This window comes from Streptomyces griseicoloratus, assembly GCF_014534645.1.
Lineage (GTDB): Bacteria > Actinomycetota > Actinomycetes > Streptomycetales > Streptomycetaceae > Streptomyces > Streptomyces griseicoloratus.
In genome coordinates this window covers 250,165-269,620 of record NZ_JACVQF010000184.1, presented here as the reverse complement: position 1 = coordinate 269,620, position 19,456 = coordinate 250,165, and the positions used below count along the sequence as shown (strand labels likewise).

Annotated in this window: 16 protein-coding genes; 11 read left to right on the top strand and 5 right to left on the bottom strand. The window is 69.8% G+C overall.

Features of this window, described 5'->3' with window-relative positions; all coding sequences use genetic code 11:
• Positions 1-5 precede the first annotated feature (5 nt).
• Complete coding sequence (locus tag H0H10_RS12520; RefSeq protein ID WP_188180983.1) at positions 6-3,125, top strand: efflux RND transporter permease subunit; 3,120 nt, start codon at positions 6-8, stop codon at positions 3,123-3,125.
• A gap of 66 nt (positions 3,126-3,191) precedes the next feature.
• Here the strand turns inward: H0H10_RS12520 and nadA are convergent, their stop codons facing one another.
• Positions 3,192-4,376: a quinolinate synthase NadA gene (nadA, locus tag H0H10_RS12515; protein ID WP_188180982.1), complete on the bottom strand. Its 1,185-nt coding sequence runs from the start codon at positions 4,374-4,376 to the stop codon at positions 3,192-3,194.
• 252 nt (positions 4,377-4,628) lie between these two features.
• Between nadA and H0H10_RS12510 the strand changes: the two genes are divergently transcribed.
• Positions 4,629-4,985, top strand: coding sequence for an iron-sulfur cluster assembly accessory protein (locus tag H0H10_RS12510; RefSeq protein ID WP_028422454.1), 357 nt, complete (start codon positions 4,629-4,631; stop codon positions 4,983-4,985).
• Positions 4,986-5,105: 120 nt separating this feature from the next.
• Here H0H10_RS12510 and H0H10_RS12505 read toward each other — a convergent pair whose 3' ends face one another.
• Both H0H10_RS12505 and H0H10_RS12500 read right to left on the bottom strand, forming a co-directional pair.
• The gene (locus H0H10_RS12505) at positions 5,106-6,947 is read right to left on the bottom strand and encodes a hypothetical protein (RefSeq protein WP_373566832.1); all 1,842 of its coding nucleotides are present in this window, start codon (positions 6,945-6,947) and stop codon (positions 5,106-5,108) included.
• Between the two features lie 94 nt (positions 6,948-7,041).
• A complete protein-coding gene (locus H0H10_RS12500; protein ID WP_188180981.1) occupies positions 7,042-7,272 on the bottom strand; it encodes a hypothetical protein in 231 nt (76 codons plus the stop codon).
• 133 nt (positions 7,273-7,405) lie between these two features.
• Here H0H10_RS12500 and H0H10_RS12495 point away from each other — a divergent pair, with 133 nt between their 5' ends.
• Complete coding sequence (locus H0H10_RS12495) at positions 7,406-8,380, top strand: carbohydrate kinase family protein (protein WP_188180980.1); 975 nt, start codon at positions 7,406-7,408, stop codon at positions 8,378-8,380.
• Positions 8,381-8,388: 8 nt separating this feature from the next.
• Here the strand turns inward: H0H10_RS12495 and H0H10_RS12490 are convergent, their stop codons facing one another.
• Entirely contained in the window at positions 8,389-9,771 is a 1,383-nt protein-coding gene (locus H0H10_RS12490) for a cysteine desulfurase/sulfurtransferase TusA family protein (RefSeq protein ID WP_188180979.1), read from the bottom strand.
• A gap of 325 nt (positions 9,772-10,096) precedes the next feature.
• On the opposite strand from H0H10_RS12490, the gene ctaC reads away from it, so the two are divergent.
• The 4 genes from ctaC to H0H10_RS12470 all read left to right on the top strand — a co-directional run bounded on the left by ctaC (position 10,097) and on the right by H0H10_RS12470 (position 14,582).
• On the top strand, positions 10,097-11,056 hold the full coding sequence (gene ctaC / locus H0H10_RS12485; RefSeq protein ID WP_188180978.1) for an aa3-type cytochrome oxidase subunit II: 960 nt from the start codon (positions 10,097-10,099) through the stop codon (positions 11,054-11,056).
• Complete coding sequence (gene ctaD / locus H0H10_RS12480; RefSeq protein WP_188180977.1) at positions 11,053-12,789, top strand: aa3-type cytochrome oxidase subunit I; 1,737 nt, start codon at positions 11,053-11,055, stop codon at positions 12,787-12,789. The genes ctaC and ctaD overlap by 4 nt, the downstream gene beginning before the upstream one ends.
• Positions 12,786-13,184: a cytochrome c oxidase subunit 4 gene (locus H0H10_RS12475; protein WP_188180976.1), complete on the top strand. Its 399-nt coding sequence runs from the start codon at positions 12,786-12,788 to the stop codon at positions 13,182-13,184. The genes ctaD and H0H10_RS12475 overlap by 4 nt, the downstream gene beginning before the upstream one ends.
• Positions 13,185-13,313: 129 nt before the next feature.
• Positions 13,314-14,582: a L,D-transpeptidase gene (locus H0H10_RS12470; RefSeq protein ID WP_188180975.1), complete on the top strand. Its 1,269-nt coding sequence runs from the start codon at positions 13,314-13,316 to the stop codon at positions 14,580-14,582.
• Between the two features lie 12 nt (positions 14,583-14,594).
• Here the strand turns inward: H0H10_RS12470 and H0H10_RS12465 are convergent, their stop codons facing one another.
• A complete protein-coding gene (locus H0H10_RS12465) occupies positions 14,595-14,996 on the bottom strand; it encodes a response regulator (RefSeq protein ID WP_188180974.1) in 402 nt (133 codons plus the stop codon).
• A 189-nt stretch (positions 14,997-15,185) separates the two neighbouring features.
• On the opposite strand from H0H10_RS12465, the gene ctaE reads away from it, so the two are divergent.
• The 4 genes from ctaE to qcrB all read left to right on the top strand — a co-directional run bounded on the left by ctaE (position 15,186) and on the right by qcrB (position 19,370).
• Positions 15,186-15,806, top strand: coding sequence for an aa3-type cytochrome oxidase subunit III (gene ctaE / locus H0H10_RS12460; RefSeq protein WP_029393865.1), 621 nt, complete (start codon positions 15,186-15,188; stop codon positions 15,804-15,806).
• Positions 15,807-15,871: 65 nt separating this feature from the next.
• Positions 15,872-16,681: a cytochrome bc1 complex diheme cytochrome c subunit gene (gene qcrC / locus H0H10_RS12455; RefSeq protein WP_188180973.1), complete on the top strand. Its 810-nt coding sequence runs from the start codon at positions 15,872-15,874 to the stop codon at positions 16,679-16,681.
• Positions 16,678-17,736: a cytochrome bc1 complex Rieske iron-sulfur subunit gene (gene qcrA / locus H0H10_RS12450; protein ID WP_188180972.1), complete on the top strand. Its 1,059-nt coding sequence runs from the start codon at positions 16,678-16,680 to the stop codon at positions 17,734-17,736. The genes qcrC and qcrA overlap by 4 nt, the downstream gene beginning before the upstream one ends.
• The gene (qcrB, locus tag H0H10_RS12445; RefSeq protein WP_188180971.1) at positions 17,733-19,370 is read left to right on the top strand and encodes a cytochrome bc1 complex cytochrome b subunit; all 1,638 of its coding nucleotides are present in this window, start codon (positions 17,733-17,735) and stop codon (positions 19,368-19,370) included. Before qcrA ends, qcrB begins: the two co-directional genes overlap by 4 nt.
• Positions 19,371-19,456 lie beyond the last annotated feature (86 nt).

Genomic DNA, 19,456 nt, shown 5'->3' with positions numbered 1-19,456 from the left:
GACCCATGTCCTGGCTGTCGAGATTCAGCCTCGCGCAACGGGCCCTGATAGGGCTGATGTCGATCGTCGCGCTCGTCTTCGGGGCGATCGCGATCCCCCAGCTCAAGCAGCAGCTGCTGCCCACCATCGAACTCCCCATGGTGTCCGTGCTGGCGCCGTACCAGGGTGCCTCGCCGGACGTGGTCGAGAAGCAGGTCGTCGAGCCGATCGAGGACAGCCTCGAGGCCGTCGACGGCATTTCGGGCATCACGTCCACGGCGAGCGAGGGCAACGCCGTGATCATGGCGTCCTTCGACTACGGCAACGGCACGCAGCAGCTCGTCGCCGACGTCCAGCAGGCCGTCAACCGGGCCCGTGCCCAGCTCCCGGAGGACGTGGACCCGCAGGTCATCTCCGGGTCGACGGACGACATCCCGACCGTCGTCCTCGCCGTCACCTCCGACAAGGACCAGCAGGCCCTGGCCGACCAGCTCGACCGGACGGTCGTGTCGGAGCTGAAGGACATCGACGGCGTCGCGCAGGTCGTGGTCGACGGCGTGCGGGACCTCCAGGTCACGGTCACCCCCGACGACGCGAAGCTGGCGAAGGCCGGTGTGGCGCCGCAGACCCTCGCCCAGGCGCTGCAGGCGGGCGGCGCGACCCTGCCGGCGGGCTCCTTCGACGAGGACGGCGCCAACCGCACCGTCCAGGTCGGCGGCGGCTACACCTCGGTGAAGCAGATCCAGGACCTCATGATCACCGGCGAGGGCGTCGACAAGCCGGTGCGCCTCGGTGACGTCGCCACGGTCGAGGAGGAGGAGGCCAAGGCCGACTCCCTCACCCGCACCAACGGCAGGCCGAGCCTCGCGGTCGCCGTCACGATGGACCACGACGGCAGCGCGGTCGCCATCTCGAAGGCCGTCGAGGACAAGCTCCCCGAGCTGCGCGAGCAGCTCGGCTCCGGCGCCACGCTCACCGTCGTCAGCGACCAGGGCCCGGCCGTGTCGAAGGCCATCGAGGGCCTGACCACGGAGGGCGCGCTCGGTCTGCTCTTCGCCGTCCTGGTGATCCTGGTCTTCCTCGCCTCGATCCGCTCCACCCTCGTCACCGCGGTCTCCATCCCGCTGTCGGTGGTGCTCGCGCTGATCGTGCTGTGGACCCGGGACCTGTCACTGAACATGCTGACGCTCGGCGCGCTGACGATCGCCATCGGCCGTGTCGTCGACGACTCGATCGTGGTCCTGGAGAACATCAAGCGCCACCTCGGCTACGGCGAGGAGCGCCAGGAGGCCATCCTCAAGGCGGTCCGCGAGGTCGCCGGCGCGGTGACCTCCTCCACGCTCACCACGGTGGCCGTGTTCCTGCCGATCGGCCTGGTCGGCGGCATGGTCGGCGAGCTGTTCGGCTCCTTCAGCCTGACCGTCACCGCCGCACTGCTGGCGTCCCTGCTGGTGTCGCTGACGGTCGTGCCGGTCCTGTCGTACTGGTTCCTGCGCCCCCCGAAGGGCACCCCGGAGGACGCCGAGGAGGCCCGTCGCCTGGCCGAGGAGAAGGAGGCCAAGAGCCGCCTGCAGCGCATCTACGTCCCCGTCCTGCGCTTCGCCACCCGCCGCCGCCTCACCAGCGTGGCCATCGCGGTCGTCGTGCTCATCGGCACCTTCGGCATGGCGCCGCTGCTGAAGACCAACTTCTTCGACCAGGGCGAGCAGAAGGTCCTCAGCGTCAAGCAGGAGCTGAAGCCGGGCACCAGCCTGGCGGCGACCGACGTCCAGGCGAAGAAGGTCGAGAAGCTGATCGCCGGGACCGACGGCGTCAAGGACTACCAGGTGACGGTCGGCTCGTCCGGCTTCATGGCGGCCTTCGGCGGCGGCACGGACACCAACCAGGCCAGCTACCAGGTGATGCTGGAGGACTCGGCGTCCTACGAGGACGTCCAGGACCACATCGAGGAGGGCCTGGAGAAGCTGGAGGGCATCGGCACCACCACGGTGGCCGCCGGTGACGGCTTCGGCAGCCAGGACCTGAGCGTGGTCGTGAAGGCGTCCGACCCCGAGGTGCTGCGCACGGCCTCGGAGCAGGTCCGCAAGACGGTCGCCGGGATCGACGACGTCACCGACGTCACCAGCGACCTGGCGCAGAGCGTGCCGCGCATCTCGGTCAAGGCCACCTCCCGCGCCGCGGAGGCCGGTTTCAACGACCAGACCCTCGGTGCGGCCGTCGCCCAGGCCGTCCGCGGCACCCCGGCCGCCAAGGCGGTCCTGGACGACACCGAGCGCGACGTCGTCATCAGGTCGGCGAAGCCCGCCGAGACGCTGGCCGAGCTGAAGGCGCTGCGCCTGGGCCCGGTGAAGCTCGGCGACATCGCGACCGTCGAGCTGGTGGACGGCCCGGTGTCGATGACCCGCATCGACGGCCAGCGCGCGGCGACCATCACGGCGAAGCCGACCGGTGACAACACCGGCGCGGTGAGCACGGACCTCCAGTCGAAGATCAACGCGCTGGACCTGCCGGCCGGCGCCACGGCCGAGATCGGCGGTGTCACCGCCGACCAGGACGAGGCGTTCGTGAACCTGGGCCTGGCCATGCTCGCGGCGGTCGCGATCGTGTTCATGCTGCTGGTCGGGACGTTCCGCTCGCTGGCCCAGCCGCTGATCCTGCTGGTGTCCATCCCGTTCGCGGCGACCGGCGCGATCGGCCTGCTGGTGGCGACCGGCACCCCGATGGGCGTGCCCGCGATGATCGGCATGCTGATGCTGATCGGCATCGTGGTCACCAACGCGATCGTGCTGATCGACCTGATCAACCAGTACCGCAAGCAGGGGTACGGAGTCGTCGAGGCGGTCGTCGAGGGCGGCCGGCACCGTCTGCGGCCGATCCTGATGACGGCCCTGGCGACCATCTTCGCCCTGCTGCCGATGGCGCTGGGCATCACCGGCGAGGGCGGCTTCATCGCCCAGCCGCTGGCGGTGGTCGTGATCGGCGGTCTGATCACCTCGACCCTGCTGACCCTGCTGCTGGTCCCGACGCTCTACGCGATGCTGGAGCTGCGCAAGGAGCGGCGCGCGAAGAAGCGGGCGGCGAAGAAGGGCGGCGGCGTCCCGCCGCAGGCGACGTCCCCGGACGAGCCGGAGCCGGCCAAGGTCTGATGCGCTGAGACGGCGAAGGCCCACCCGGCTGTCGGGTGGGCCTTCGTCATGAACCGTGGTGAACCGTTACGGCAGCGCCAGCATCCGCTCCAGCGCCAGCTTCGCGAACGCCTCGGTCTCCTTGTCGACCTCGATGCGGTTGACGAGGTTGCCCTCGGCCAGCGACTCCAGCGCCCAGACCAGGTGCGGCAGGTCGATGCGGTTCATCGTCGAGCAGAAGCAGACCGTCTTGTCGAGAAAGACGATCTCCTTGCCCTCGGGCGCGAAACGGTTCGCCAGCCGGCGGACCAGGTTCAGCTCCGTGCCGATGGCCCACTTGGAGCCGGCCGGGGCCGCCTCCAGGGTCTTGATGATGTACTCGGTCGAGCCGACGTAGTCGGCCGCGGCGACGACCTCGTGCTTGCACTCGGGGTGCACCAGGACGTTCACGCCCGGGATGCGCCGGCGCACGTCGTCGACCGAGTCGAGGCTGAAGCGGCCGTGCACCGAGCAGTGACCCCGCCACAGGATCATCTTCGCGGCGCGCAGCTCCTCCGCCGTCAGCCCGCCGTTCGGCTTGTGCGGGTTGTAGACGACGCAGTCCTCCAGGCTCATGCCCATGTCCCGCACCGCGGTGTTGCGGCCGAGGTGCTGGTCGGGCAGGAAGAGGACCTTCTCACCCTGCTCGAAGGCCCAGTCCAGGGCGCGCTTGGCGTTCGACGACGTACAGATCGTGCCGCCGTGCTTGCCCGTGAAGGCCTTGATGTCGGCGGAGGAGTTCATGTACGACACCGGAACGACCTGCTCGGCGATGCCCGCCTCGGTCAGCACGTCCCAGCACTCGGCGACCTGCTCGGCCGTGGCCATGTCGGCCATGGAGCAGCCGGCCGCCAGGTCGGGCAGGACGACCTTCTGGTCGTCGGAGGTCAGGATGTCGGCGGACTCCGCCATGAAGTGCACGCCGCAGAAGACGATGTACTCGGCCTCCGGGCGCGCGGCGGCGTCCCGGGCCAGCTTGAAGGAGTCACCCGTGACGTCGGCGAACTGGATGACCTCGTCGCGCTGGTAGTGGTGACCGAGCACGAAGACCTTGTCCCCGAGCTTCTCCTTGGCGGCGCGGGCGCGCTCGACCAGGTCCGGGTCCGAAGGAGAGGGCAGGTCGCCGGGGCACTCCACACCGCGCTCGCTCGTCGGGTCGGCCTCACGGCCGAGGAGCAGCAGGGCGAGGGGCGTCGGCTGTACGTCGAGCTCCTGGGCTTGGGCGGTGGTCACGACACGCACCCTTTCTACTTTTCGTCGAACTGACGCTATATATCATAACTGGTTCACGTCAGTTTGACGATGTCCATTGTGTCGATGTGACGTGAATCCCGGAGCCCGAGCCGCTGTCCGCCTCCCGGGCCATGTGCGAGCATGAGGGAACAGGCCGGGGAGAAAGACCCGGGCCCGACCCGGAATGAATCCGCGGTCCCGCCGGTTGCAACCGTCGGCAAGCAGTCTCCGTACAACCCGGGAGAGATGTAGATGTCCGTATCGGACGAGACCACCACCGTCACCGACGGCATCATCCTGACCGACGCCGCCGCGGCCAAGGTCAAGGCCCTGCTCGACCAGGAAGGCCGAGACGACCTGGCGCTGCGCGTCGCCGTCCAGCCCGGCGGCTGCTCCGGCCTGCGCTACCAGCTCTTCTTCGACGAGCGGTCCCTCGACGGCGACGTGGAGAAGGACTTCGGCGGGGTCAAGGTCGTCACCGACCGCATGAGCGCTCCCTACCTGGGTGGCGCCACCATCGACTTCGTGGACACGATCGAGAAGCAGGGCTTCACGATCGACAACCCGAACGCGACCGGTTCCTGCGCCTGCGGCGACTCCTTCAGCTGAGCCGGCTGGGCGGGGACCGCGACGCGGTTCCCGGCACGGTGTGAGGGCGGCGGCCCGGGGTTCCTCCCCGGGCCGCCGCCCTCATGCGTGCCCGCCCCGTCCGCCGCGTCCGGGGGGCCGCTACCGGTTCCCGGGCGGCGCGGGCAGCCGGGCGCCCGGCTTGTGCAGCGGGATCCCCTTGCCGTCCGACCCCACGACCTGCCGGTCGCCGAGCGGCTCGTCGAGGCGCACCGTCTGCTGGTACTCCTTGGCGATCAGGATGCAGACCTTGTCCGGGTGCGGGGTCTCCGTCACCGTGACCGTCACCTCGTCCGCGCCCTCGGCCGCCCTCGCCGCGTAGTCGGCGCACACCCCGCCGGTGAAGTACACCGTCAGCTCCGTGCCCTCGGCCGAGTAGCCGCTCACCTGGACGTCCCGCGGCCGGGCCGGCCCCGAGTCCGGCTCGTCGGAGGGGGTGCGGGGGGCCGTGGACGTCAGGTACGCCGGTTCGACCGCCGGATACGTCACCGTGAAGGCGTCCTGCGCGCCCGGCGCCCGCACCTCGAAGAGCCAGGACGGCACCAGCGTCTGCCGTCCCCGCACCGGATGCGCGGCCAGCCCGAACACCGCCCGCTCGACCGTGATCGTCTCCTTCTCCGGCACCCGCGCCGGCCCCGACGGCCCGCACGGCGCCTCGTCCGCGCGGTCCTGGTGCGGTACGGGGCTCGCGCAGCCGCCGATGCCGGCGCGGGGGTCGCTGCCCGGCGCGTTCATCAGGCCCAGCGTCTTCGCGGCGTCCAGGACGGGATACGTGTCGCCCTTCACCGGCGTCTTCAGCAGGCCGCTGCCGCCGACCACCTCGCCCCGCGCGTCCACCGTCACTCCGGTGGTCCAGCCGTAGGTGGGCAGACCGCCGACCTCGGGATCGGCGTTCACGGCCCGCTGGGAGCCCATGACCTGGCTCGCGTCGAGCTTGGCGGCGTCCTGCCCCACCGCCTTCAGCACCGGCGCCGCGGCCTTCTTCGCGGCCTCCTCGCTCACCGGCGTACCGTCGGCGGCCGGGGACTTGCACGCGGGACCCCTCCCGCAGTCGTCCGTGCCGGGCGTGTACCGCTGGAAGGTCCAGCTGCCCGGCGCCTGCCGGTCCACCCGGAGCAGCGGCCCGGAACCGTCCGCGGCGTTCCCGGCCCTCCAGTCCTCGCCCTGCGCCACCGGCGCCCCCTCGACACCGAGCGCCTCGGCCAGGCGGACCACCTCCTCGCGGGTGACCTCGCCCGTCGTCCGGTACACCGGCGCCGAGCCGGGTCCCTTCGGGAGCGGGCCGTCGGCGCGGTAGGTGACGCCGTACGGGTCGGGCTCACCGGGCGCGATGCCGTTCTTCGTGCCGTCCTCGGAGGGCGCCGTGTAGCCGTCGAGCGCGAGCGGCGGGGGAGTGCCGTCGCCCCGGGCCCCGGACGCCGTACCGCCGTCCTGGCCGCCGGAGACGGTCGAGGCCAGGTACGCCCCGCCGCCCCCGACGATCAGCACGGCCGCGGCCACACAGGCGGCGACGAGCACCGGGGAACGCCGCCGACCCGACCCCCCACCACCGGCCTCATCGGCGGCTGAGGTCTTGGCGGCCCCTGGCGCCTTGCCTGCGGCCGTGGCCTCACCTGCCGCTACTGGCTCGCGGGCTGCCGAGGTCTTACCGGCCCCTGGTGCCTCGCCGGCTGCCGAGGACTTACCCGCCCCTGTAGCCTCGCCGGCTGCCGAGGCCTCACCGGCCCCTACTGGCTCGCCGGCTGCCGAGGCCTCACCGGCCCCTCCTGCCTGGCCGGCCACCGAGTCATCACCGGCGCCTGTGGCCCCACCCGGGCCCCGGGCCCCGTGCGCTGCGGTTCGCCCGTCCGTGCCGTGGGACTCGTCCGCGCCGACCCCTTCGGACGTACCGGAGGCCGCGTCGGCGGCGGTGGTGTCGTCGTTGTCGGGTCGCTCGGTGTTCACCGCATCGCTCCTTCGGCTGTTACTGGGGACAGCGATGGGACGCGGTGGGGGAGCATCCGGTTCCCCAGAGGCGGGCGTCACCCGGACGGCGGCCTCAGTCGCCGTAGTCCGACATCGCCTCCAGCAGCCGGGCCGACGTCCGCGGCACGGTCACGCCGTGGATCAGCGACGGCGCGACGGGGCGGGAGGCGGCCCGCTCGGGGGTGGACCACCGCGCGGCCATCCGGGCGCAGTCACCGCGCAGCGACGCCAGGTCGCCCTCCAGGTCGGCCGGGGCGCCCGGGGCGGTCGGGGCGGTCGGGGGGACGCTCTCGAGCTCGCTCATAACGGAACCGTAGGCACGTCCCGGCCTGCGGCGAAAGTTCTACTATCGGGTAGTTTCGCCTGCTTCGATGCGCGGGCGCTCCCGGGTAGCGTGAGGTGTCAACCCACCCTCCCCCCAGGAGAGAGTCCACGCCGTGCGCATCGCAGTCACCGGCTCCATCGCCACCGACCACCTCATGACCTTCCCCGGCCGCTTCGCCGACCAGCTCGTCGCGGACCAACTGCACACGGTCTCGCTCTCCTTCCTGGTCGACAAGCTCGACGTGCGCCGCGGCGGCGTCGCCGCGAACATCGCCTTCGGCATGGGCCAGCTCGGCACCCGGCCGATCCTGGTCGGCGCCGCGGGCTCGGACTTCGACGAGTACCGCGCCTGGCTGGACCGGCACGGCGTCGACACGGGCTCGGTGCGCATCTCCGAGACCCTGCACACCGCCCGCTTCGTGTGCACCACCGACGCCGACCACAACCAGATCGGCTCCTTCTACACGGGCGCGATGAGCGAGGCCCGCCTGATCGAGCTGAAGACCGTCGCCGACCGGGTCGGCGGCCTCGACCTGGTCTCCATCGGCGCCGACGACCCCGAGGCGATGCTCCGGCACACCGAGGAGTGCCGCTCCCGGAACATCCCCTTCGCCGCCGACTTCTCCCAGCAGATCGCCCGCATGGACGGCGACGAGATCCGGATACTGCTGGACGGGGCGACCTACCTCTTCTCCAACGAGTACGAGAAGGGGCTCATCGAGTCCAAGACGGGCTGGACGGACGCCGAGATCCTGTCCCGCGTCGGCCACCGCGTCACCACCCTCGGCGCCCGGGGCGTGCGCATCGAACGGGCCGGCGAGGAGACCATCGAGGTCGGCTGCCCGGACGAGGAGCGCAAGGCCGACCCCACCGGCGTCGGCGACGCCTTCCGCGCCGGCTTCCTCTCCGGCCTCGCCTGGGGCGTCTCCCTGGAGCGCGCCGCCCAGGTCGGCTGCATGCTCGCCACCCTCGTCATCGAGACGGTCGGCACCCAGGAGTACCAGCTGCGCCGCGCCCACTTCATGGAGCGCTTCACCAAGGCGTACGGCGACGAGGCCGCCACCGAGGTGCAGAAGCACCTCGGCTGAGCGACCGGTCAGGAGACCCGGCGGACCACGTAGGCCGTACCCCGGTCCGCCGGTTCCTCACCCACGTACTCCTGTCCGCGCATCTCGCACCAGGCCGGGATGTCCAGCCGCGCCGCCTCGTCGTCCGACAGGACGCGGACCGTGCCGCCGACGGGCACGTCGCCGATCACCTTGGCCAGCTCGATCACCGGAATGGGGCAGCGCCGGCCGGTCGCGTCGACGACGAGGTCGGTCCCGGACTCCGGGGCGGTCCGCGCGGCCGCCGGCGCCCCCAGCCTCTCCCGCACCGCCGCCACCGCGTCCGGCAGCACCCGCAGGAACCGCTCGACGTCCTCGGCGGGCGTCCCCGGCGGCAGCGACACCCGGACGTTGCCCTCGCTGAGCACCCCCATCGCCTTCAGGACGTGGCTCGGGATCAGGGTGCTGCTCGTGCACGACGACCCGGAGGAGACCGAGAAGCCCGCGCGGTCCAGCTCGTGCAGCAATGTCTCCCCGTCGACATAGAGACACGAGAAGGTGACGATGCCGGGCAGCCGGCGCACCGGATCGCCGACCACCTCCACGTCCGGCACCACGGCGGGCACCCGCGCCCGGATCCGGTCCGTCAGCTCCCGCAGCCGCGCCGCCTCCTCGGCCGCCTCGGCCCGCACCGCCCGCAGCGACGCCACCGCGGCCACGATCGCCGGAAGGTTCTCGAAGCCCGGCGCCCGGCCCGACTCCCGGTCGTCCGACGGCCCCTGGGGCGCGAACCGCACGCCCTTGCGGACGACGAGCAGACCGACCCCCGGCGGACCGCCCCACTTGTGCGCGCTCGCCGCCAGCAGTGACCAGTCGCCCGCCACCCGGCCCCAGCCCAGCGACTGGGCCGCGTCCACCAGCAGCGGCACCCCCGCCGCCCGGCAGTTCTCGGCCACGGCGGCCACCGGCTGCTCGGTGCCCACCTCGTGGTTGGCCGACTGCAGACAGGCCAGCGCGGTGTCCTCCCGCAGGGCCGCCGCGTACGCCGACGGGTCCACGGCACCCGAACGGTCCACCGCCACCCGGGTGACCGACCCGCCGTCGGCCTCGTGCGTCTCGGCCGCGTGCAACACGGAGGAGTGCTCGACCGCTGACACGATCAGGTGACGCCCGGCGCGTCGGCGGCCGGCCAGCGCACCCGCGACCCCGGCGTGCACCGCGTGCGTGCCCGACGGGGTGAAGACCAGCTCGTCCGGGCGGCAGCCCACCGCCTCGGCCGCGGCCTCCCGGGCCGCGTCCAGCAGCAGCCGGGCCCGACGGCCCTCTCGGTGCAGACGTGCGGGATCGGCCCACCCTTCGTCCAGGGAGGCCGACAGAGCCTGCCGGGCCACAGGATGAAGAGGGGCGGCGGAAGCAGCATCGAAGTAGGACACACAGCAACGCTAAGACGTCCGGCAGGGGAGCGCCCCGAAGGGGCGCGGGGCTGTGCCGATGTGCGGCCGCGCCGCGCGGGCGCGGGCAACGCACGACGGACCGTCAGTCGCCGAACGGCCCGCGGAACCGCCCCGGTAGGCGCCTCGTTCCGCCCCGTCAGGGTGACCCGCGGCGCGTATGCCACCCTCCCCGCGACCCCCCGGAGGGCGTCGGCTAGGGTTTGGTCCGCATAAACATCAAACCCCTGCCCGACGCAGGGCGGCGACCGACCAGCGAGAAGGCCGCAGCCAACCAGCGCGGGCGAGACTCTCGGGAAGGCGCTACGTGAGTCCCAACGGCTCCGACCGCTCGCCGCGGCGCCCGATGCGGCGGAAGCTGCTGCAGGCACTGACCGCGGGCCTGGTCCTGGCGACCGCCACCGGTTGCACATACGAGGACTTCCCCCGCCTCGGTATGCCCACCCCGACCACGGAAGAGGCTCCGCGGATCCTCTCCCTGTGGCAGGGCTCCTGGGCTGCCGCGCTCGCCGTCGGCGTGCTGGTGTGGGGCCTGATCCTGTGGAGTGCTTTCTTCCACCGGCGCAGCCGCACCAAGGTCGAGGTTCCTCCGCAGACCCGGTACAACATGCCCCTCGAGGCGCTGTACACCGTGGTCCCGCTCGTCATCGTCTCGGTGCTCTTCTACTTCACCGCGCGCGACGAGTCCGAGCTCCTGAAGCTCGAAAAGAAGCCCGACGTCACGGTCAACGTGGTCGGTTTCCAGTGGAGCTGGTGCTTCAACTACGTCGAGGGCGTCGAGGGTTCCTCCGGTGACGCCAAGACGTCCAAGGAACTGGCCGCGATCCCCGACCGGTACAAGGACGACTTCCCGGCGAACGCCGGCGGCGTCTACGACTGCGGTATCCCGGGCACCGAGAACCCGCAGACCAAGAACCCGGGCCCCACGCTGTGGCTGCCCGAGGGCAAGCGGGTCCGCTTCGTCCTGACCTCGCGGGACGTCATCCACTCCTTCTGGGTGGTGCCGTTCCTGATGAAGCAGGACGTCATCCCGGGCCACACCAACGCCTTCGAGGTGACCCCCAACAAGGAGGGCACCTTCCTGGGCAAGTGCGCCGAACTCTGCGGCGTCGACCACTCCCGGATGCTGTTCAACGTCAAGGTCGTCTCCCCTGAGCGCTATGAGCAGCACCTCAAGGACCTCGCGAAGAAGGGGCAGACCGGTTACGTTCCCGCCGGCATCGCGCAGACGAGCCACGAGAAGAACCGGGAGACGAACAACCTGTGAGCATCCTCAACGAACCCCAGGGTGCCGCGGCAGCAGGATCCCACTACCAGGATGAGCTGCCGGTCCGGCGCCAGAGGCGTGGCGAAGTCGTCGTCAAGTGGCTGACCACCACCGACCACAAGACGATCGGCACGCTGTACCTGATCACGTCGTTCGCGTTCTTCTGCATCGGTGGCGTGATGGCGCTGTTCATGCGCGCCGAGCTGGCCCGGCCGGGCCTGCAGATCATGTCGAACGAGCAGTTCAACCAGGCGTTCACGATGCACGGCACGGTCATGCTGCTGATGTTCGCGACGCCGCTGTTCGCCGGCTTCGCGAACTGGATCATGCCGCTGCAGATCGGCGCGCCGGACGTGGCCTTCCCCCGGCTGAACATGTTCGCCTACTGGCTGTACCTGTTCGGCTCGCTGATCGCGGTGGGCGGGTTCCTGACCCCGCAGGGCGCGGCCGACTTCGGCTGGTTCGCCTACTCGCCGCTGTCCGACGCGGTGCACTCGCCGGGCATCGGCGGTGACCTGTGGATCATGGGTCTGGCCTTCTCCGGCTTCGGCACCATCCTCGGCTCGGTCAACTTCATCACCACGATCATCTGCATGCGTGCCCCCGGCATGACCATGTTCCGCATGCCGATCTTCACCTGGAACGTGCTGCTGACCGGTGTGCTGGTCCTGCTGGCCTTCCCGGTCCTGGCCGCGGCCCTGTTCGCGCTGGAGGCGGACCGCAAGTTCGGCGCGCACATCTTCGACTCGGCCAACGGCGGAGCCCTGCTGTGGCAGCACCTCTTCTGGTTCTTCGGACACCCAGAGGTGTACATCATCGCGCTGCCGTTCTTCGGCATCGTCAGTGAGATCATCCCGGTGTTCTCGCGCAAGCCGATCTTCGGCTACATGGGCCTGGTCGGCGCGACGATCGCCATCGCCGGTCTGTCGGTGACGGTGTGGGCCCACCACATGTACGTCACGGGCGGCGTGCTGCTGCCGTTCTTCTCCTTCATGACCTTCCTGATCGCGGTCCCGACCGGTGTGAAGTTCTTCAACTGGATCGGCACCATGTGGAAGGGCTCGCTGAGCTTCGAGACCCCGATGCTCTGGTCCACCGGCTTCCTGATCACCTTCCTCTTCGGTGGTCTGACCGGTGTCATCCTGGCCTCGCCGCCGATGGACTTCCACGTCTCGGACTCCTACTTCGTGGTGGCGCACTTCCACTACGTGGTGTTCGGCACGGTGGTGTTCGCGATGTTCGCCGGCTTCCACTTCTGGTGGCCGAAGTGGACGGGCAAGATGCTCGACGAGCGCCTGGGCAAGATCACCTTCTGGACGCTGTTCATCGGCTTCCACGGCACCTTCCTCGTCCAGCACTGGCTGGGTGCCGAGGGCATGCCGCGCCGGTACGCCGACTACCTGGCGGCCGACGGCTTCACCGCCCTGAACACGATCTCGACGATCGCCTCGTTCCTGCTCGGCATGTCGATCCTGCCGTTCTTCTACAACGTCTGGAAGACGGCCAAGTACGGCAAGCCGGTCGGCGTGGACGACCCGTGGGGCTACGGCCGTTCGCTGGAGTGGGCGACCTCCTGCCCGCCGCCGCGGCACAACTTCCTCACGCTGCCGCGCATCCGGAGTGAATCCCCCGCCTTCGACCTGCACCACCCCGAGGTCTCCGCGATCGACCAGCTGGAGAACGTCGGCCACGGTGAGAAGGCCCTCGCTGGCGGCAAGGAGGCCGGCAAGTGAAGATCCAGGGCAAGATTTTCATCTGGCTGAGCGTCTTCCTCCTCGCCATGGCGGTCGTCTACGGCGTGTGGTCGAAGGAGCCGGCCGGTACCACGGCCCTCTTCCTGGCCTTCGGCCTGGCCATCATGATCGGCTTCTACCTGGGCTTCACGGCCCGGCGGGTGGACGCCGGTGCGCAGGACAACAAGGAGGCGGACGTCGCGGACGACGCCGGCGAGGTCGGGTTCTTCAGCCCGCACAGCTGGCAGCCGCTGTCCCTCGGCATCGGTGGCGCGTTCGCCTTCCTGAGCATCGCGATCGGCTGGTGGCTGATGTACTTCTCGGCGCCGCTGGTCCTGATCGGTCTGTGGGGCTGGGTCTTCGAGTACTACCGCGGTGAGAACCGCACCCAGTAGCACATGCCGAGCGCTTCGGGGCCCGGACACTCCTGAGGGAGGGTCCGGGCCCCTTCGCATGGCACACGTCCATCACCCGTTCGGATGACTCAACGCGCCGCTCTTGACGCCGCTCCCTAGCGTGAGGGCATGAGCAACAGGGTTCACTTCCCGGTGCGGGGGCACACCGTCGTCGGCTGCACTCTGCTGATGGTCGCCCTCGGCGCGACCGGCGTCGCATGCAGCGGCGACGACAATCCGCTCGCCGCCACGCCGTACGACGCGGCGGACCAGATCACCTTCAACGGACCCACGGACGAGGGGAAGAAGGCCGACCCCGACCAGCCCCTCGAAGTCGTCGCCCAGGGCACCGCCGGGCGCATCACGGACGTCACGGCCGTGGACGGCGCAGGACGCCACGTGGCGGGCGAACTCTCCGCCGACGGAGCCCGCTGGCACAGCACCTCACCGCTGGCCGCCGACGCCCGCTACACCCTGCGGGTGAGCACCGAGGACGGTGACGGGGCGCCCGGCCGCAAGATCCTCACCTTCGAGACCGGCAGGCCCAGCGCCAAGAAGACCCTGGGCGTCACCTTCGGCCCCGAGGCCGGCCAGTACGGCGTCGGGCAGCCCCTCACGGCCGAGCTGAGCCAGCCGGTGAAGGACGCGGCGCAGCGCGCCGTCGTGGAGCGCGCGCTGAAGGTCGACTCCACCCCCGCGGTGGAGGGCGCCTGGCACTGGGTGGACGACAAGAAGCTGCACTACCGCCCCCGGCAGTACTGGCCCGCCCACGCCACCGTGGAGGTCCGCAGCAACCTGGAGGGCATCAAGATCGGCGAGCGGCTGTGGGGCGGCGCGGCCAAGCCCCTGAAGATCACCACGGGGGACAGCATCGTCGCCCTCACCGACGCCGCCTCGCACACGATGACGGTCCTGCGCAACGGCGTGGAGATCAAGAAGATCCCCGTCACCACCGGCAAGCCCGGCTTCGAGACCCGCAACGGCGTCAAGGTCGTCCTGGGCAAGGAGTCCACCGTGCGCATGCGCAGCAGCACCGTCGGCATCGCCGAGGGCTCCGCGGAGTCGTACGACATGGACGTGCACTTCGCCACCAGGGTCACCTGGAGCGGCGAGTACGTGCACGCCGCCCCCTGGTCGGTCGGCTCCCAGGGCTCCGCCAACGTCAGCCACGGCTGCGTCGGCATGAGCACCGCCAACGCCCAGTGGTTCTTCGGCACCGTCCGCGTGGGCGACATCGTCCAGGTCGTCAACTCCGGCGGCAAGACCATGGAACCGTTCGGCAACGGCTTCGGCGACTGGAACCTGGACTGGGCGAAGTGGCGCCAGGGCAGCGCCCTCGTGGGCAGCCCCGAAGCCCCGCTCCAGGACACGGCGAGGCTGCGGCCGGCGGCGGCGTGAGGAACAGGGCCCCTAGGCGCTCTGCAGCCTCCTCTGCCGCAGCAGGGACGCCAGCGCGGCGGCGAACTCGACGGGCTCCACCGGCAGCGTCACGGCCGCGTCCGCGCGGCTCCACGTGGCCAGCCAGGCGTCCTGCGGCCGTCCGATGAGCAGCAGCACCGGCGGGCACCGGAAGACCTCGTCCTTGATCTGGCGGCACACCCCCATGCCGCCCATGGGCACGGCCTCGCCGTCCAGGACGCAGACGTCGATCCCGCCCTTGTCCAGCTCCCTGACGACGGCGGCCGGGGTCGCGCACTCCACGAACTCGACCACGGGCGCGTCCGGAGCCGGCCGGCGGCCGGTGGCGAGCCGCACCTGTTCGCGGGTGTTGGAGTCGTCGCTGTAGACCAGCACCGTGGCGGTCGGCTGCATGCTTCCTCCGATACGCAGTGAAGACTGTCGTAGCCCGTTGCGCCGGATGCTACTCCCTCAAACACCCCGTCAACACCGGTCGGAACACGCCTTCGACGTGCTGTTCGATGGGCCATACGGGCCCTGCGGACGGTGCGGACACTCCGAACGGCACCCCCCGGAGTGAGGGCGGGATAAGCGACCGACATAATGTCGGTCGTGGCGACAGCAACGACAGTAGAAACCGGGCACGCGCACCCGTCGGTCAATCGGCCGAACCTCACCAGTGTCGGAACCATCATCTGGCTGAGTTCCGAGCTGATGTTCTTCGCGGCCCTCTTCGCGATGTACTTCACCCTGCGATCGGTGACCGGCCCGGACTTCTGGTCCGAGAAGGCCGACGCGCTGAACTTCCCGTTCTCCGCGACGAACACCACCATCCTGGTGCTCTCCTCCCTCACCTGCCAGCTCGGCGTGTTCGCCGCCGAGCGCGGTGACGTGAAGAAGCTCCGGATGTGGTTCATCGTCACCTTCGTCATGGGTGCGATCTTCATCGGCGGTCAGGTCTTCGAGTACACCGAGCTGGTCAAGCACGAGGGCCTGTCGCTCTCGTCCGACCCGTACGGCTCGGTCTTCTACCTGACCACCGGCTTCCACGGCCTGCACGTGACGGGCGGTCTCATCGCCTTCCTGCTGGTCCTCGGCCGTACCTACGCGGCCCGGAGGTTCACCCACGAGCAGGCGACCGCCGCCATCGTCGTGTCCTACTACTGGCACTTCGTCGATGTCGTCTGGATCGGCCTCTTCGCCACGATCTACATGATCAAGTAGTCGCGGCACGCACCCGCGCAATCCCAGAAGCATCGACGCAGAAGATCCTGACACCGGGGTAATCCGTGAAAAAGCTCTCCGCACGACGACGCCATCCGCTGGCGGCGCTCGTCGTCCTACTCCTCGCGCTGGCATGCACCGGGGGGCTGTACGCCGCGTTCGCACCCGCGGACAAGGCGCAGGCCGATGAAACCGCCCAGTCCCTCGCCATCGACGAGGGCAAGAAGCTCTACGCCGTCGGCTGCGCCAGCTGCCACGGCACCGGCGGTCAGGGCACCACCGACGGCCCGAGCCTGGTCGGCGTGGGCGCCGCGGCCGTCGACTTCCAGGTGGGCACCGGCCGTATGCCGGCTCAGCAGCCGGGCGCCCAGGTCCCGCGCAAGAAGGTCATCTACTCCCAGGCCGAGATCGACCAGCTGGCGGCCTACGTCGCCTCGCTGGGCGCCGGTCCGGTCATCCCGACGGAGGAGCAGTACGGCCCGGAGGGCGCGGACATCGCCGAGGGCGGCGAGCTGTTCCGCACCAACTGCGCGCAGTGCCACAACTTCACCGGTAAGGGCGGAGCGCTGACGCACGGCAAGTTCGCCCCGACCCTCGAGGACGTCGACCCCAAGCACATCTACGAGGCCATGCAGACCGGCCCGCAGAACATGCCCTCCTTCCCCGACACCACGCTGTCGGAGGAGAACAAGAAGGACATCATCGCGTACCTGGACGCGGTCAACGGTGAGGAGACCGAGAGCCCCGGCGGCCTGAGCCTGGGCGGACTCGGTCCCGTCAGCGAGGGCCTGTTCGGCTGGATCTTCGGTCTCGGCGCCTGCATCGCCGTCGCCGTGTGGGTCGCCGCTCGGACCGCAAAGGCCAAGAAGTCATGAGTAGCCAAGACATTCCAGAAGAGAACCTGCCCGCTGAGCAGGGCGCCGCGCACGGCGCGGTAGGCGTCGCGGACGAGAAGCACCCGTTCGCCGACCCGGGCCTCCCGCCCCACGAGCACCGGATCCAGGACATCGACGAGCGGGCCGCCAAGCGGTCCGAGCGCACGGTCGCCCTGCTGTTCACGGTGTCGATGCTGGCCACCATCGGCTTCATCGCCTCGTTCGTGGCGATCGACGTCGACAAGTCGGTCTACATCTGGCCGCTCGGCCACATCAGCGCGCTGAACTTCGCGCTCGGCGTGACGCTCGGCATCGCCCTGTTCACCATCGGCGCCGGCGCGGTCCACTGGGCGCGCACCCTGATGTCCGACGTGGAGGTCGCCGACGAGCGGCACCCGATCGAGGCGTCCCCCGAGGTGCGCGAGAAGGTCTTCGCCGACTTCAAGCAGGGCGCCAAGGAGTCCGCCATCGGCCGGCGCAAGCTGATCCGCACCACCATGTTCGGTGCGCTGACGCTGGTGCCGCTCTCCGGTGTCGTCCTGCTGCGCGACCTCGGTCCGCTGCCCGAGGAGAAGCTGCGCCACACCCTGTGGTCCAAGGGCAAGCTGCTCGTCAACATGAACACCAACGAGCCGCTGCGTCCCTCGGACGTCGCCGTCGGCTCGCTGACCTTCGCCAAGCCCGAGGGCCTGGAGGAGCACGACCACGGCTTCCAGAACGAGATCGCCAAGGCCGCCCTGATGATCGTCCGGATCCAGCCGGAGAACATCAAGGACAAGCGCGAGCTCGAGTGGTCGCACGAGGGCATCGTGGCGTACTCGAAGATCTGCACCCACGTCGGCTGCCCGATCTCCCTGTACGAGCAGCAGACGCACCACGTGCTGTGCCCCTGCCACCAGTCCACCTTCGACCTCTCCGACGGCGCCCGAGTGATCTTCGGTCCCGCCGGTCACGCCCTGCCGCAGCTCCGCATCGGCGTGAACGACGAGGGCTACCTCGAAGCGCTCGGCGACTTCGAAGAGCCCGTCGGTCCTGCATTCTGGGAGCGCGGATGAGCACTACAGCGAACACCGATTCCCGCTCACGCGGGAAGGCACCGGCCGGCGAACGCGTCGCCGACTGGGCCGACGGCCGGCTCGGGATCTACTCCCTGGCCAAGGCCAACATGCGCAAGATCTTCCCGGACCACTGGTCCTTCATGCTGGGTGAGATCTGCCTCTACAGCTTCATCATCATCATCCTCACGGGTGTGTACCTGACGCTGTTCTTCCACCCGTCGATGAACGAGGTGGAGTACCACGGCAGCTACGTGCCCATGCAGGGCCAGCTGATGAGTGAGGCCTACAAGTCGACGCTGGAGATCAGCTTCGACGTGCGCGGCGGTCTGCTGATCCGGCAGATCCACCACTGGGCGGCGATCATCTTCCTCGCCGGCATGTTCGTGCACATGATGCGCGTCTTCTTCACCGGCGCGTTCCGCAAGCCGCGCGAGATCAACTGGCTGTTCGGCTTCCTGCTGTTCGTCCTGGGCATGTTCACCGGCTTCACCGGTTACTCGCTCCCGGACGACCTGCTCTCCGGCACCGGTGTCCGCTTCACGCAGGGCGCGATCCTGTCCGTGCCGATCGTCGGCACGTACATCTCGATGTTCCTGTTCGGCGGAGAGTTCCCCGGCGACGACTTCGTCGCGCGGTTCTACTCGATCCACATCCTGCTGCTGCCGGGCATCATGCTCGGTCTGGTGGTCGGCCACCTGATCCTGGTCTTCTACCACAAGCACACGCAGTTCGCGGGTCCCGGACGGACCAACAAGAACGTCGTCGGCATGCCGCTGCTGCCGGTGTACATGGCGAAGGCCGGAGGCTTCTTCTTCCTGGTCTTCGGTGTCATCGCCCTCATCGCCGGCATCGCGACCGTCAACCCGATCTGGGCCCTCGGCCCGTACCGGGCCGACCAGGTGTCCACCGGCGCCCAGCCCGACTGGTACATGGGCTTCGCCGAGGGTCTGGTCCGCGCCATGCCGGGCTGGGAGATCAACCTCTGGGGTCACACGCTCGTCCTGGGTGTGTTCATCCCGCTGGTGATCTTCGGTCTGTTCCTCGCGTTGATCGCCGTCTACCCGTTCATCGAGTCCTGGGTGACCGGCGACAAGCGCGAGCACCACATCCTGGACCGGCCGCGCAACGCCCCGACCCGGACGGCGTTCGGTGTCGCGTGGATCACCGCGTACATGATCATGCTGATCGGTGGTGGCAACGACATCGTCGCGACCCACTTCCACCTGTCGATCAACGCGGTCACCTGGTTCGTCCGCATCGGGTTCTTCGCCGGCCCCGTCATCGCGTTCATCGTCACCAAGCGGATCTGCCTCGGCCTGCAGCGCCGGGACAAGGACAAGGTGCTGCACGGCCGCGAGTCGGGCATCATCAAGCGCCTGCCGCACGGTGAGTTCATCGAGGTGCACGAGCCGCTCAGCCAGGAGCACATGTACACGCTCACCGCGCACGAGCAGTACAAGCCGGCCGAGATCGGCCCGACCGTCGACGAGAACGGCGTCGAGCGCAAGGCGAAGAGCTCCGAGAAGCTCCGCGCCAAGCTCAGCAACGCGTACTACGGCGAGGGGAACCAGATCCCGAAGCCGACCGTCGAGGAGTACAGGGAGATCACGAGCGGCCACGGCCACCACTGATCACCACGTCGCCACACCACGGTCGAAGGGCCCCGTCCGGTCTGCGGACGGGGCCCTTCGCCGTGCCCTGGGCTGGATAGGGTGGA